This is a genomic window from Pseudoclavibacter sp. RFBA6, assembly GCF_002931575.1.
Lineage (GTDB): Bacteria > Actinomycetota > Actinomycetes > Actinomycetales > Microbacteriaceae > Pseudoclavibacter > Pseudoclavibacter terrae.
In genome coordinates, this window is record NZ_PSUA01000012.1 from 562277 (window position 1) to 576739 (window position 14463).

The following is a 14463-nucleotide window of genomic DNA, read 5'->3' on the forward strand; positions in this document are numbered from 1 at the left end:
CCGCCGCGTGCGCGGGCGTCAGGGCCACGTAGGGGTCCGAACAGTCCGAACCGACGCGGCGGCCGCCGGCCGTCCGATGCGGCCGCGCAGCCGTGCGGCCGCGCAGCCGTGGCGTCGGCGCGTCGACTACAGCCATTTCCTCCACTTGAAGACCGACCAGAGCGTGACGGCGACGCCCAGCATGGCGAACAGCGACAGCGGGTAGCCCCACTCGAAGTCGAGCTCGGGCATGTGCGTGAAGTTCATGCCGTAGACCGTGCCGACGAGGCTCGGGGCGAAGATGATCGCCGCCCAGCTGGTGATCTTCTTGATCTCCTCGTTCTGCGCGATGCTCTGCTCTGACAGCTTCTTCGTCTCCTCGCTCTGCGCGAGGCTCGCCTCCGAGAGCTCGCGCATCGCCTCATTCTGCTGCTGCGTGACCAGCGTGCTGTGCACGGTCAGCGCGTTCTCGAGGAGCACCCGGAACGAGTCGGCGCGCTCCGCGATGCGCAGCGCGTGATCGAGGACGTCCCTGTAGCGGGCGCGGATCTCCTCGCTGGTGTTGTACTTCTCGGCGCCCCGCAGGAGGGCTTCGAGGATGGTCCGCAGCGGACTCGTCGCGCGTTGGAAGTTGATGACCTCGCCGAGCAGCTCGTAGATGCGGCGTGTGACCCGCTCGTCGCCCGCGAACAGCTGGTCCTCGATCTCGTCGATGTCGTTCTCGAGGCCAGCCGTCACGGGCGCGTATCCGTCGACGACCTGGTCGAGCACCGAGTAGAGGACCGCCTCGGGTCCAAAGCTCAGGAGCGCCGGGCTCTGCTCCATCCGCTGCCGAACGTCGCCCAGCTCCGGGCGCGCGGCCTGCCTGACCGTGACCACGAACTCGGGGCCGACGAACAGGTGGATCTCGCCGAAGTGCACCGTCTCGGTGGCGTCGACGTACCAAGCGGGCCGGAGCACCACGAAGAGGGTGCTGCCGTAGCGTTCGATCTTCGGCCGCTGATGCCCGACCCGCGCGTCCTCGACGGCGAGCGGATGCAGATCGAACTCCTTGGCGACGGCGTCGAGCTCCTCGTTGCTTGGCTGGAAGAGGCCGATCCAGGCCATCCCCGCATGCTCGCGGAGCTTCTCGAACGTCTCGTCGAGCGTCGCCGGAGTGAAGCACCGACGCCCGTTCACGTAGATCCCGTTGTCGATCAAGGCCATGGGGCTGTCCTCCTAGCGCGTCGGATGTTGGTGAGGCTTCCTCGGGAGCTGAGCGCTCAGGCGCCCACCACGGTGTTCCCCCGCCGACTGACACTACTTCTTCGCGTGTCGAGAACCCGCCGCCTCGGGACCCACCGGGCGCGCGCACCCCTCAGAGGGAACGCACCCGCTGCCACTCGCGCAGGTCCTCCTCTATCTCGGCGGCGTGCGTGTGATGCAGGGAGTGCGCGCCATTGATCAGGACGACAGTGCCGTCGCCGACCTCTGCCGCCTGCCGTTCGTGCAAACCGATCCAATCGGAGTTGTTGACGCAGTCGGCTTCCACGAAGAGGAGGAGCGGCAGCTGCTCGGGGAAGCTCGTGCCGAGCGCGTTCTCGAGGTTGCTGCCGACGAGCGGCTGGAAGTCCAGCACCGGGGCTGCGGTGCCGAATCCGGGGAGCAGCACAACCGTCTCGGCGGCCGCGTCGCCCGCCACGAGGACGTTCACCTGGCGGCCGTCGAGGTCGATCCTCTGGGCGTACGGCTCGATCCGACCACGCTCGATCACCGAGGCGACCGCATGCATGGCCGTCGTCGACAGCAGACCGAGTGCGACCACCGCGAATCCGGCCGCGATGCTCCTTACCAGCGTCTTGACGACCTTCTTCACGTGCATCTCCCCGTCGGCGCAGGGGACGCCGACGGGGAGAGCCTTTCGTCCTCGAGACGGAGGCGCATCGGCCGAAGGCGTGAGATGCCGTCCTTCGGTTCGAAGCTCGCTGCTACACGCGCACCGATCTCGCAGCTGCGACCGCGGCCGCGTATGCCGCCGCGCTCGGCTTCGCCGTGCGCTCGAATGTGGTGCGGTCGACGCTGAACAGGCCGAGCTTCGGGCCGTAGCCGAAGATCCACTCGAAGTTGTCCATGAGCGTCCAATGCTGGTAGCCGAGCACAGGAACGCCCTCGGCGAGCAGCTCCCCGAGCGACTCGAGAGCTGCCGGGATGAACTCTGCGCGCTGGGCGTCGTCGTCCGTCTGGATGCCGTGCTCGGTCACGAGCACCGGCACGCCGGACACCTCGTGCGCGTAGCGCACCGCACCCGCGAGCGAGGCGGGCTCGATGACGGTGCCCATCCCGTTCCTCGGCCCGTCCCCGACGAAGCTGCCGTCCGGGCCGTGCAGATCACGCTCGTAGTTCTGCACGCCGATGAAGTCGTCATCCTGAGCGACCCGCAGCCAGTGGTCGTAGACCGCGGCGCGCTTCGCATCCCGGCTCGACTCGCCGCCCGCAATGGCGACGTCGTCGCTGATCGCGATCGAGACGCCGACCGGGAGCTCAGGGCAGACAGCCTTGATCGCAGCCCGGGCAGCGACGTGCGCGAGAGTGAAGGCATCGCGGAACTCGACCTGCGCCGTCACGGGGATCACGTTCGAGGCGAAATAGCGCTCCGTGCCCGCAGCCTCAGCTGCCGCCGCGAGCATGTCGAGCTTCAGCACCTCGAGCTCCGGCGGCAGCTTCCCGCCCGCCTGCAGCAGCTGCTCAAGGTTGGGCTCGTTGAGCGTGACGACGGCGCGGATGCGATCGCCGAATCTCGCCAGGACCCGAGCGCTGTGCGCCGCGAAGAGCGACGCTGCGTCCTCCGCCAGCCACGACCCCGCGGCCGAGAACCAGTGCGGCGCCGCGAAGTGGTTGAGCGTGACGATCGGCGCGAGCCCGCGGGCGACGCAGCCATCGACAAGCGCCTCGTAGTGGTCGAGGACCGACTCGTCGATGACGCCGCGCTGCGGCTCGACCCTGGCCCACTCCACCGAGAAGCGATACGAGTTCAAGCCGAGCCCCACGACCAGGTCCAGGTCGGACTCCCAGCGGGCGTAGCCATCGCAGGCCGCGCCGCTTCGCTCGCGGAAGAGCGACGGCGTCGTCTGCTCGAGGAACCAGATGTCGCTGTGGCGGTTGTCACCCTCGTTCTGGTGGCCGGCCTGCGCCACGCCCCAGAGGAAGTCGGTGGGGAATGAGGTGGTCATGTGTTGCCTTTCGGGGAGTGCGGGGAAGCGGGCGGCGGGGCGAGTCAGCGCGCCGAGCGGACGAAGAGGATGGCGAACCCGCCGAGCACGGCCGATGCCGCGCCGATGACGAAGAGCGCCGCGAAGTTCTGCCCACCGGTGGCGCCGACGCCGATCGCGAGGATCGCCGGGGCAAGCGCCGAGACGATCGAGACGGGGAGGTTGTCGGCGATCTTGATGATCGCGAGGTCCTTGGCGGGGTTCTCGGGGTCCGGCACGACGCGGGTCGCGAGGGCGAGCTCGACCGCGAAGTACACGCCCTGTCCGAGGGCGACCACTCCGCATGCGATGAGGTACACGCCGAAGTCGGGTGCCATGGCGGCGAAGACGAGACCTGCACCGAGGATGACGGCGGCCGCGAGGATGAACGGCTTGCGCACCCCGAGGTGGTCACTGAGCCTGCCGATGGCGGGTGCCACGGCGAGCGAGACGCCCGTGTTCACGATGACGGTCAGGAGGATGGCGCCGCCGAGCTCGGCAGGCTGGAGGCCGATGTTCATGAGCAGGTAGATGGCCTGGTAGCCGTTGAGCGCCGCGACGCCGGAGAAGACGAGCATGCGGCTCGTGAAGACGGCGGCAAAGTCGGGGAACGTGATCGGGTTGACCCAGAAGATGCCGAGCATCTCGCGGAGCGATCGGCTCGCGCGGCGCTCCTCGAACTGCGGGTCGCGGATGACGACGGCGAGGACCAGGAGGGCGATGACCGCGAGCGCGGTCGGGATGCCGACGAGCGGGACGAGATCGGCTCCGAAGGGCAGGGCGATCGCCGTGCCGAGGAGCGCCCCCATCGGCGTGCCGAGGCTGACGAACGCCGAGGCGACACCGCGGCGGTTCGGGGGCAGCTGGTCGGCAATGAGCGCGATGGTCACGATGCCGGTGGCGACGAAGCCGATCGTGATGAAGAGGTGCGCGGCGACGAACATCCACGTGTTGGGGGCTGTGATGAGCAGGATGCCACCGAGCGTGAACGACGCCGCGCCCGCGAAGAGGAACGGCCGGCGACGCCCGAAGCGGGAGCGGGAGCGGTCGCTCAGCGATCCGATGATGGGGAGCGCGAAGAGGGTCAGGAGGCCAGCGATGCCGCTGGAGATCGAGATGATCGTGGTGGCCGCGTCGGCGTCGAGCTCGGTCGCCTTGAGCGTGAGCGTGAGGAGCGCGGCCGACATCTGGGCCGCGCCTGCCCCCACCATGGCGAGCACGACGAAGAAGACGAAGCCCCTGCGCGGGCTCGCCTGCGCTCGGAACGCCTCCGTGGGCGTCGGCTCGTGCACTGCAGTGTCGATGAGAGGTTCTGCTCCGATGGACGCCGATGCCGATGCAGTCGGGATCTGGGGTGTGGTTGGTGTTGTCATGTGGCTTCCTTGCCTGACGATGCGCCTGGGGCGTCTGGTTCTGCTGTGAACGAGGTTCCTCCGGCCGAGAGTGAGAGGAACGTAACACGAAAATATGAAGGTCTCAATATTTTCGTTTCATAGCTGGTACCGTAACGCTGTGGCCGGACCAAGAGGCGAATACAAGAAGAGCGCGATGCGGCGTGAGCAGATCCTCGACGCCGCCTTCACGATCTTCTCCAAAGGCGGATACACGGGGAGCTCGGTGAACGAGATCGCCCGCGCGGTTGGAATGACGCAGACCGGCCTGCTGCACCACTTCGCGGGCGGCAAGGTCGCCTTGCTCCGCGCGATCCTCGAGCGGCGAGACGCACGAGCGGAGACCATCCTCGCCGAGCAGCACGGCCGCGAATTCCTCGCCGGCCTGGTAGAGATCTCCCGCACCCAGGAGACGCAGCGCGGCGCGGTGCAGCTCTACACGATCCTCGCCGCAGAGGCCACCGACCCTGACCACCCCGCGCACGACTACTTCACCGAGCGCTTCACCCGCATCACGGATGCCGTCGCCGCAGCCATCGAAGAAGTCGGCGCGACCGGCGGACTCGCAGACGGGGTCGACCCCCGCCGCGCCGCGATCGAACTGGTCGCCACACTCGAGGGCCTCGAGCTGCTCTGGCTCAACGGACTCGACATCAACATGGCCGAGGACATGCGCCGACGCATCAACAGCATCCTCACCACCCCGCTCTGACCGGCAACCCCGCAAGCCGACTGCAGCACGACCCCAAACGCCCCTCGTCTCCGCCGGGGCGATGTCAGCCGTATCCGAAACCTCCGCACCCAACGCCGGGTGCCCATTCGAAAGCGAAGGACCCCGATGAGCGTCATCGTGCACCCCGTCTCCATCGAGCACCACCGCAAGCCGTTCGGCATCGGCGAGCGATCGCCGCGGATCTCCTGGGTGACGGATGCGGCCGAGCCAGGCTGGGCACAAGCGGGCTACGAGATCGAGATCAGCGATCCAGCCGCAGACCCCACCGACGCGCGGACGTTCGCGACCGGCCGACGGGCATCCACCGACCAGGTGCTCGTCGACTGGCCGACGGCACCGCTGGGGAGCCGTGAGCGACGCTCCGTTCGGGTCCGCGTCTGGGGCCAGGGTGCGGAGCGAGCCTCTGCGTGGAGCGAGCCGACCGCACTCGAGACCGGGCTCCTGGACGGCGAGCTCTGGGAGGCGTCGCTGATCGAACCCCAGCTTCCACCCACGACAGCCGCGGGCGCCCCAGCGATGCTGCTGCGGGGTGAAGTGCACGTGCCGCCCGGTGCGGTGCGTGCGACGATCCGCGCGACCGCCCGGGGCGTCATGACGCTCCGCGTCAACGGCGAACCGGTTGGCGAGGACGTGCTCCACCCAGGATGGACGAGCTACGCCAAGCGCCTTCGCTATCGGAGCTGGGACGTCACGTCGCTCATCCGTGCCGGCTCGAACGCCATCGGCGTTCAGCTCGCCGACGGCTGGTACCGCGGATTCCTGGGCTTCGCCGGACTGCGCGAGGTCTACGGCGACCGCACCGGCGCGTTCGTCCAGCTCGAGGTGGCGCTCGCCGACGGGTCGCTCATCGTGGCCGGAACGGACGGCTCCTGGCGGTCGGCCCCCTCGCCGGTCGTGAGCGCGGACCTGTACCAGGGTGAGACGTTCGATGCCCGGCGCGTGATCGATGGATGGGACCAGCCCGGATTCGACGACCACGAGTGGACCCCGGTGTCGGTCTCCGAGTTCGACGTGCGCACGCTCGTCGCCCCGGACGGGCCACCCGTCCGCAGGATCGAGTCGTTGAAGCCCGTCGAGACCTTCCTCTCCCCCTCGGGCCACATGCTGCTGGACTTCGGGCAGAACCTCGTCGGGCGACTCCGCGTGCAGGTTCCGGCTGGGCCCACCGGGGAGCGCATCCGCTTCCGCCACGCCGAGGTGCTCGAGCACGGTGAGCTCGGGACACGTCCGCTCCGCGCCGCGAAGGCGACCGACGAGATCATCCTCGACGGCCGAGCTCACACCTGGGAGCCGGAGTTCACGTTCCACGGGTTCCGCTATGCGGAGGTCGAAGGGTGGCCAGGCGAGTTCGAGCCGAGCAGCATCGAGGCCGTCGTGCTGCACACGGACATGCGACGACTCGGCACGTTCGAGTGCTCCGACCCACAGCTCGATCGCCTGCACGAGAACGTCGTCTGGGGTATGCGAGGGAACTTCCTCGACGTCCCGACCGACTGCCCTCAACGTGACGAGCGCCTGGGCTGGACTGGAGACCTGCAGGTCTTCGCCCCCACCGCCAGCTTCCTGTACGACACGGGAGGCATCCTCACGGGGTGGCTCGCTGATCTCACTGCCGACCAGCACGAGAACGGAAATGTCCCCGTCTACGTGCCCTGGGCCGACGTCGACCCGAATCTGCCACCGCTCGGTGCGGAAGCCGGCTGGGGCGATGCGGCGACGGTGGTGCCGTGGACGATGTACGAGCGCTCCGGTGACCTCGGCATCCTGCGACGCCAGTGGGCCTCGATGAGCGCGTGGGTCGAGGCGTTCGCCACGCGAGCCGGTGAGCATCTCGACTTCTCCAGCGGTGGCTTCTCGTTCGGCGACTGGCTGGACTCGGCCGCGCACGACGACCAGCCGTGGGCCGCACGACTCCCCTGGCAGGCCGTATCCACCGCCTACCTGGCACGTTCGGCGCAGATCGCGCGCGATGCCGCCGACCTTCTCGGCCACCCGGATGCGCGCGACAGGTACTCGACATTGGCAGACCGTGCCGCCGAGCGGTTCCGCACCGAGTACGTGACCCCAAGCGGTCGCGCCGCATTTCCGTCGCAGACGGCCTACGCCCTGGGGCTCGCGTTCGGCCTGCTACTGCCGTCTCAGATCCAGCGAGCGGGTGAGCTGCTCGCGGCGCAGGTGGCCGCCGACGAATACCGCATCGGCTCGGGCTTCCTCGGCACTCCCCTCGTCTGCGACGCGCTGGCCGATACCGGACACGCCGCGACCGCCTGGGAGCTCCTGCTCCAGACCGAGAGTCCGTCGTGGCTCTACGCCGTGACGATGGGGGCGACGACCATCTGGGAGCGGTGGAACTCGATGCTCCCGGACGGCACCATCAACCCGGGTGACATGACGTCGTTCAACCACTACGCCTTCGGGGCGGTCGCCGACTTCCTGCACCGTCGAGTGGCCGGCCTGGCCCCGTCGGCCCCGGGCTACCGACGTCTTCGGATCGCACCGCTGCCGGATGCGCGCCTGAGCTGGGCGAGGGCGGCGCACGAGACGCCATACGGGTACGCATCCGTGTCGTGGACACTGGACGGCACAACCTTCACGCTCGAAGCCATCGTGCCCCCGTCAGCCGAAGCGGAGATCGTCTTGCCGGACGGCTCGGCCCCGATCCCGGTCACGTCCGGAACGCACCGGTTCTCATGCGAGTTCCGCGCTTCCGAGGCGGCGACCAGGCCCGAGAGCTTCTTGGACGGGTAGCCGCTCGGGCGAGAGGGCCCCTCGGCGACGATCAGCGGCGGCTGCGCTTCGACGACGCGCGCTTCGAGCGTCCGCCCCGCTGAGCGCGCACGGACGTTCCGTGCTTCGAGCGCTTCGTCTGCTTGGCGCGTGACGCGGCCTGCTGCTCGCGCTTCTTCTTGGCGCTCTGCTTCTTGACGACGATTCCGAGCACGAATGTGACGATGCGGAGGAACATGGTTGCCTGCTTTCGATGAGGTGAGGTGAGGTGAGGTCGTGCGGGGTTAAGTGCCGCGGCCTGGCCACCGAACGGCGGCCAGGCCGGCTGAAGAGGTGAGGCGGTGTGAGCTACTGGACGCGAGCTTCGGCCGGCTCGTCCTGCTCGTCGCTCGGCAGGTGCACGTCGTTGATCGTGACGTTGACCTCGGTGACCTCGAGGCCAACGATCGTCTCGATCGCGCGGATCACGTCGGCGCGCACGCCGTTGGCGACATCCTGCAGCGCAACCGGGTACTCGGCCACGATGGTCACGTCGACGGCGACCTGCTTCTCGCCGACCTCGACGCTCACGCCCTGGCCCTGGTCGGTGGCGTTGATGGCGTTGCGGATGGCGCCGATCGCGCGGGCAGCGCCGCCGCCGAGATCGTAGACGCCGTGCGCCTCGCGCGCGGCGATGCCGGCGACGCGGGCGACGACGCTGTCGACGACCGTCGTCGTGCCGTGGCCGGTTGCGACCTCCGAGCCGGTGCGGCTGGTGGGAACGACACTCTTGTCAGTGGACCCCGTGCCCGCCTTGGACGGAGCGACGACGCTCGGGGTGGCAGTCGTGTTGGGGGTGACGTTCGACATGTGCGGGTCTCCTTGGGTTCGGGCCCTGGTGCGTGTGCACCGATCGGGGGCGTTACAGAGGAGACGTTGGCCGACGGCGGAGCGTCACAAACTTCTTGCGGCTCTCGGCGGACGCTCAGGATCGAGGCTCCGCCTTCATCCGGTCCTCGAGGCCGCGCACGGCCACACTTCGCCGTCAAGGTGGCGATCGGTGAGAAGACGATCCCGCCTGCACCAACCACGTCGGGCGCCACTTTCGCATTCGTAAGTCAATGGCGTGCTTCGTTTACGATGACGTAAGCTCGTTCGGGTGAAGACATCGACGTGGATGCCCGGCCGCCAGACAGTCCGCTTCGGCGGCGACTACAACCCAGAGCAGTGGCCCCGCGAGGTGTGGGATGAAGACATCCGCCTCATGCAGGACGCCGGCGTGAACCTCGTCAGCATCGGCATCTTCTCGTGGGCACTCCTCGAGCCGGAGGAAGGCGTCTACGACTTCGCGGTGCTCGACGAGATCATCGACCGCCTGCACGCCGCGGACATCGACGTCGACCTCGCCACCCCGACGGCCTCACCGCCGGCCTGGTTCTACCGGAAGTACCCGCGCTCGAGAGCCGTCACACGCGACGGCATACCCCTCGCGTTCGGGTCGCGCGGCATCGTCAGCCCGAGCTCCCCAGAGTACCGACGGGCCGCGACGGCGATCGCAGCGAAACTCGCCAAGCGCTACGCCCAGCATCCGGCGGTCGTGCTCTGGCACGTGCACAACGAGTACGGTGCCCCGATCACGGAGAGCTATGACGACGCCTCCGTCGCCGCGTTCCAGGCCTGGCTGCAGGAGCGCTACGCGACGCTCGATACCCTAAACGCGGCCTGGGGGACAAACTTCTGGGGCCAGCGCTACGGCGCCTGGGAGGAGATCGATGCGCCCCGCACCTCTGGCTCCGCGAGCAACCCCGCGCACCGCCTCGACTTCGCGCGTTTCAGCTCCGCGGCACTCCTCGAGTGCTTCAAAGCCGAGCGTGATGCGATCCGTGAGCACACCTCACAGCCGATCACGACGAACTTCATGGCCGGCATCTGCCCGAGCGTCGACCTCTGGCGGTGGGCCGACGAGGTCGACATCGTCGCCAACGACCACTACCTCTCCGCCGAGCAGCAGGACAACCACATCCAGCTGTCCCGAGCCGCCGACCTCACCCGCTCGCTCGCGCGGGGCAAGCCGTGGATCCTCATGGAGCACTCGACGTCGGCGGTGAACTGGCAGCCGCGCAACATCGCGAAGCGACCAGGCGAGATGCGACGCAATAGCCTCGCCCACGCCGCCCGCGGCGCCGACGCGGTGCTCTTCTTCCAGGTGCGGGCAGGGCAGAAAGGGGCCGAGAAGTTCCACTCGGCGCTCATCCCGCAGGCCGGCGAGACGTCGCGCAAGTGGCGGGAGTCGGTGGCGCTCGGCGCCGACGTCGCCGCCCTTGCCCCGGTCCTCGGCTCGCGAGTGGATGCGCGGGTCGCGATCGCCTGGGACTGGGAGTCATTCTGGGCGCAGGACCTCGACTGGCGGCCCTCCGTCGACCTCGACCACCGGGAGCGCATCGAGGCGTTCTACGCGACCCTCTGGCGCCGCGGGGTCACGGTCGACTTCGTGCATCCCGCCGCCGACCTCACGGGGTACGACGTCGTGTTCGCCCCGGCCCTGTACCTCATCGAGGACGACGCGGCAGCGAACCTGCGCGAGTACGCGGCGCATGGCGGCACGCTGGCGTTCTCCTACTTCTCCGGCATCGTCTCGACGAACGACGACGTCCCGACGGGCCCATACCCGGGTCAGCTCCGGGATGTGCTCGGCCTGGGCATCGAGGAGTTCCTGCCCCTGCGCGCCGGCGAGCAGGTCACGCTCAGCGACGGCACGCGCGGACGCGTCTGGAGCGACGACATCGAGCTGCGGGGCGCCACGACCGTCGCCGAGTTCGCCGATGGCCCGGGCGTCGGCCGCCCCGCGGTCACCACGCACAGCTTCGGCGACGGCGCGGCCTGGTACCTCGCCACCGCGCTCGACGGCGCCGACCTCGACGGCTTCGTGACCCGGGTGCTCGACGGCGCGGCGGTCGGCTACTCCCCCCTCGGCGGCGTCGAGAGCGTCGTGCGCCGCGGTGACGGCGTCGACTACGTGTTCCAGATCAACCACGGGGCCCATGATGCGGGGGCCGGGGTCTCGGGGCACGACCTGCTGACGGGCGAGTCGGTCGCGTCCGTCGACCCAGTGCCTTCGGGCGGCGTCCGCGTCGTGGCCGTTCGTCATGGGCAGCCCTGACGTCCTCAGCCAGGTATCGGCGAAGCTGAACTGGTAGGAACGGACAATGACGGAAACGGACTCCCCAACGTTCGACGCAGACTCGACCGCCCTCGACGTGGTCGAGGGCCTGGACCTCAGCGGCAAGACGGCGCTCGTCACCGGAGCGAGCTCAGGCATCGGCGTCGAGACCGCGCGTGCGCTCGCGGCGGCGGGAGCGCACGTGACGCTCGCTGTGCGAGACACGGCAGCGGGCGAGCGCACCGCGGCCGAGCTGCGAGCATCCACCGGCAACGACGACGTGCGCGTGGTGCACCTCGACCTCGCCGATCTCGCCACGGTGCGCGAGCTGGCCTCCGCATGGTCGGGGCGCCTGGATCTGCTCATCAACAACGCGGGGATCATGCACACCCCGGAGCTGCGCACCCCTGACGGCTGGGAGATGCAGTTCGCGGTCAACCACCTCGGGCACTTCGCGCTCGCCAACGCCCTCCTTCCCGCGCTCACCGAGGCTGGCGACGCGCGCATCGTGGTCGTGAGCTCCAGCGGCCACGCCTCGAGCGGTATCCGCTTCGACGACCCGTTCTTCGTGCAGGATGCGTACGACCGCGGGCTCGCCTACGGCCAGTCGAAGACCGCGAACGTGCTGTTCGCGCTCGAGGCGACCAGACGCTGGGCAGACCGCGGCATCGCGGCGGCGGCGCTCATGCCGGGTGGGATCTGGACGAAGCTGCAGCGGCACTGGGATCCGGAGGTGCTGGCCGACATGAAGCGGCGCTTCCCGACCAAGACCCCGGAGCAGGGCGCCGCGACGTCGGTGTTCGTCGCGACGCGGGCGACGCTTGGCCCCGGCACGCCCGCTTACTACGAGGACTGCCACCCGGCGAAGGTGGTCGACGAGATCGTCGACGGGGTGCACGGCGTCGTCCCCCACGCGCTCGACGAAGCTGCCGCCCACCGACTGTGGGAGCTCTCCGAGTCGCTCCTCGCCGATGAGGCGTCCCGGCCCGCCGAGCCCGAGCTGCCAACCTGAAGGTGGAGCGACTTCCCGATTGAGAGCACACGGGCAGGGACGCGTGTGCACCTCGACTTGAACGGGTGGACGGCGCTCATCGCCTACCTGGCGGGTCCCGAATACGTGTTCCAGCGGCCCGCGACGTACCCGACCCGCAGCCGAGACGGGCACCCGCTGGAACCCGCCACGGATGAGATCCGCGCGCTCATCCATGAGATGACCGCCGAATACCTCGCTCACGCGGGCGTTCCCGAGCAGCCCTTCGGCGTCGACTGGGAGATCAGCCTGCCGCCGGGAGTCGACGAGGGCAGGCTGCACGGAGCGTGCATGGCCGCCCACCACGCGATCGACCCGAACAACGGGCGCCTCGCGGCGCAGCGCATGCTGACCGCGCTGCGGGAGCTGCTGGCGGAACCGGCACGCGGGTAGGGCGCGACGCGCTCGGGTATCGAAGGGGAAGAAGACGGAGTGGATGCGGTTGCGTTCTGAGTGGCGCACGAGGTGGGTCTACAGATGCGACGGTCGACTCGTCGCATCGTCGTGATTCCTGGGCAGCGACCACTGGCGCGCCTCCCTAGGAGCCCGAGTCGCAAGAAAAGTTATCGACGAGTCTGCAGAATGGCGGTGGTTGTCCGTAGCGTTGGGGACATGCAACAGCACCACGAGCACGACCTTTCGGATCCGGGGTTCGACCCTTCGGATCCGGCGTCTGTTGCGGCGCGTCGGTCGGAGATCCTCGCGATGGAGGAGCAGGCGGCCGCGATGATCGCTGCAGGGGCTGCCTTGCAGTTGCGGGCCCACGCTGCCGCGTACGACTTCGGTCACGCGTTGGATATGACTGAGGGGTGCGCGGAGTCGGCGATGCACGTGCGGTCGATCGCGAACGAGGTCGCGCTGGTCATGCAGGTGTCGTCCGGGGTGGCGCAAGGGCAGCTGGCGCTCGCGTCGAAAGCCCAGCAGGATTTCCCGGCGCTGGCGGTCGCGTTGGACGAGAACGTCGTGACGCCCGCGCAGGTGCACAAGCTGGTCGAGGTGGGGTTCACAGTGAACCACGATGACCCGATCGAGCAGGCGGAGCGGCGGGCGCTCTTCGTTGAGGTCATGCTCGAGCGGGTGCGCCGGGAACCTCTGCCGCCGCAGGCACTGCGGAAGGCCGCCGAGCGGGTCGCGGAGGAGCTGACCGGGGAGTCCATCGATCAGCGGCACGCGCGGGCGAGGCGGCAGCGCCGAGCGACCGTCGAAGACCTTGGCGACGGGATGAGCATCATCCGGGTCACAACTGACACGTTCGTCGCGCACGCGATCCGGGACCGGGTGCGGAAGCAGGCGCTCGCGATCATCAAGGCGCGCCAGAGGGCGACAGCCGACGGTGCTTCAGGTGCAGCAAACTCGGCCGCGCCCGGAACTGGCAGCGCGTTCGGACCCGTTGTCGACGATGCCCGTGCGAGCGCCGAGGTTACCGGGGAGCCAGACGCACCCGATGCCCAGGACGAGCGGAGTCTGAACGAGGTCATGTCGGACGTCGTCGCGGACATGTTGCTGACCAGCGATCCGATGGGCAACTCCGCAGCGGCCGGCATTCAGGCGAACGTGCAGCTCTCGATCCCGATCACGACGGTCCTCGCCGACAGCGACTCCGCCAGCGACCAGCCGGGGCGGGCGCCGGCGCTGCTCGATGGGATGACGCCCATGCCAATTGAGGACGCGAAACGCCTCGCCGCGACCGCACCAGCGTTCCTCCGCGTCCTCACGCACCCCATCACCGGGGCCGTGCAGGCCGTCGACTCCTACAAGCCCACCGCGGCGATGCGCGCCTTCCTGCAGGCCCGTGACGTCCACTGCCGCTTCATCGGCTGCCGACAACCCGCCGTGCGTTGCGAGCTCGACCACACCCAGGCCTACCAGCACGGCGGCACGACCGCGGTCTGGAACCTCAGCGACTTCTGCAAGAACCACCACATCGTCAAACACCACACCGCCTGGAAAGTGCGACAACTCGGCGGTGGCGTCCTCGAATGGACCACACCGAGCGGCAGGATCTACATCAGCCGGCCCGAACCACACGGCGTGATCTTCAGACCAAGCGACCAGCTCTTCAGACCGACGGATGAGCTCCCACGACTTCGCAAGGACCCGGACCGCGAACCAGGACCGCGACAATCCGACGACCCATCGTCGAGGCCCGGACACCTGCCGATGACACCACCGTTCTGACCCGACGATGCACTGCGCTGAGATGCGCCCCCTCCCTGGTCGAGAGGGGGCGCATCGCA

At 68.9% G+C, this 14463-nt stretch carries 12 protein-coding genes; 6 read left to right on the plus strand and 6 right to left on the minus strand.

Annotated elements, in window-relative coordinates; genetic code table 11:
• Nucleotides 1-126: 126 nt before the first annotated feature.
• The 4 genes from C5C17_RS12620 to C5C17_RS12635 form a co-directional block, all read right to left on the minus strand.
• Nucleotides 127-1185, minus strand: a complete 1059-nt coding sequence (locus tag C5C17_RS12620) for a magnesium and cobalt transport protein CorA (protein WP_104253702.1) — start codon at nt 1183-1185, stop codon at nt 127-129.
• Between the two features lie 151 nt (nt 1186-1336).
• Nucleotides 1337-1834 carry a hypothetical protein gene (locus C5C17_RS12625; protein ID WP_104253883.1) on the minus strand — a complete coding sequence of 166 codons (498 nt, stop codon included), beginning with the start codon at nt 1832-1834 and terminating at the stop codon, nt 1337-1339.
• A gap of 112 nt (nt 1835-1946) precedes the next feature.
• A complete protein-coding gene (locus C5C17_RS12630) occupies nt 1947-3188 on the minus strand; it encodes a glycoside hydrolase family 1 protein (RefSeq protein ID WP_104253703.1) in 1242 nt (413 codons plus the stop codon).
• 44 nt (nt 3189-3232) lie between these two features.
• Entirely contained in the window at nt 3233-4579 is a 1347-nt protein-coding gene (locus C5C17_RS12635) for an MFS transporter (RefSeq protein ID WP_104253704.1), read from the minus strand.
• Between the two features lie 139 nt (nt 4580-4718).
• Here C5C17_RS12635 and C5C17_RS12640 point away from each other — a divergent pair, with 139 nt between their 5' ends.
• The gene (locus C5C17_RS12640; RefSeq protein ID WP_181028585.1) at nt 4719-5309 is read left to right on the plus strand and encodes a TetR/AcrR family transcriptional regulator; all 591 of its coding nucleotides are present in this window, start codon (nt 4719-4721) and stop codon (nt 5307-5309) included.
• Nucleotides 5310-5435: 126 nt separating this feature from the next.
• Nucleotides 5436-8078 (plus strand): alpha-L-rhamnosidase, encoded by a 2643-nt coding sequence (locus tag C5C17_RS12645; protein ID WP_104253706.1) that lies wholly within the window; start codon nt 5436-5438, stop codon nt 8076-8078.
• A gap of 31 nt (nt 8079-8109) precedes the next feature.
• Here the strand turns inward: C5C17_RS12645 and C5C17_RS12650 are convergent, their stop codons facing one another.
• Nucleotides 8110-8295: a hypothetical protein gene (locus C5C17_RS12650; protein ID WP_104253707.1), complete on the minus strand. Its 186-nt coding sequence runs from the start codon at nt 8293-8295 to the stop codon at nt 8110-8112.
• Nucleotides 8296-8405: 110 nt separating this feature from the next.
• Nucleotides 8406-8906, minus strand: coding sequence for an Asp23/Gls24 family envelope stress response protein (locus tag C5C17_RS12655; protein ID WP_104253708.1), 501 nt, complete (start codon nt 8904-8906; stop codon nt 8406-8408).
• Between the two features lie 307 nt (nt 8907-9213).
• Between C5C17_RS12655 and C5C17_RS12660 the strand changes: the two genes are divergently transcribed.
• The 4 genes from C5C17_RS12660 (at nt 9214) to C5C17_RS12675 (ending at nt 14404) form a co-directional block, all read left to right on the plus strand.
• Entirely contained in the window at nt 9214-11196 is a 1983-nt protein-coding gene (locus tag C5C17_RS12660; protein ID WP_104253884.1) for a beta-galactosidase, read from the plus strand.
• 46 nt (nt 11197-11242) lie between these two features.
• Nucleotides 11243-12208, plus strand: a complete 966-nt coding sequence (locus tag C5C17_RS12665; RefSeq protein WP_104253709.1) for an SDR family NAD(P)-dependent oxidoreductase — start codon at nt 11243-11245, stop codon at nt 12206-12208.
• A 45-nt stretch (nt 12209-12253) separates the two neighbouring features.
• The gene (locus tag C5C17_RS12670) at nt 12254-12619 is read left to right on the plus strand and encodes a DUF5956 family protein (RefSeq protein ID WP_104253710.1); all 366 of its coding nucleotides are present in this window, start codon (nt 12254-12256) and stop codon (nt 12617-12619) included.
• A 219-nt stretch (nt 12620-12838) separates the two neighbouring features.
• Entirely contained in the window at nt 12839-14404 is a 1566-nt protein-coding gene (locus tag C5C17_RS12675) for an HNH endonuclease signature motif containing protein (RefSeq protein ID WP_146079173.1), read from the plus strand.
• The last annotated feature ends 59 nt before the right edge of the window (nt 14405-14463 follow it).

Bases quoted from the DNA above. Each gene is read 5' to 3' on its own strand.
- C5C17_RS12645 (WP_104253706.1), top strand. From the start codon at position 5,436: ATGAGCGTCATCGTGCACCCCGTCTCCATCGAGCACCACCGCAAGCCG.
- C5C17_RS12635 (WP_104253704.1), bottom strand. From the start codon at position 4,579: ATGACAACACCAACCACACCCCAGATCCCGACTGCATCGGCATCGGCG.
- C5C17_RS12675 (WP_146079173.1), top strand. From the start codon at position 12,839: ATGCAACAGCACCACGAGCACGACCTTTCGGATCCGGGGTTCGACCCT.
- C5C17_RS12655 (WP_104253708.1), bottom strand. From the start codon at position 8,906: ATGTCGAACGTCACCCCCAACACGACTGCCACCCCGAGCGTCGTCGCT.
- C5C17_RS12630 (WP_104253703.1), bottom strand. From the start codon at position 3,188: ATGACCACCTCATTCCCCACCGACTTCCTCTGGGGCGTGGCGCAGGCC.
- C5C17_RS12650 (WP_104253707.1), bottom strand. From the start codon at position 8,295: ATGTTCCTCCGCATCGTCACATTCGTGCTCGGAATCGTCGTCAAGAAG.
- C5C17_RS12620 (WP_104253702.1), bottom strand. From the start codon at position 1,185: ATGGCCTTGATCGACAACGGGATCTACGTGAACGGGCGTCGGTGCTTC.
- C5C17_RS12665 (WP_104253709.1), top strand. From the start codon at position 11,243: ATGACGGAAACGGACTCCCCAACGTTCGACGCAGACTCGACCGCCCTC.
- C5C17_RS12660 (WP_104253884.1), top strand. From the start codon at position 9,214: ATGCCCGGCCGCCAGACAGTCCGCTTCGGCGGCGACTACAACCCAGAG.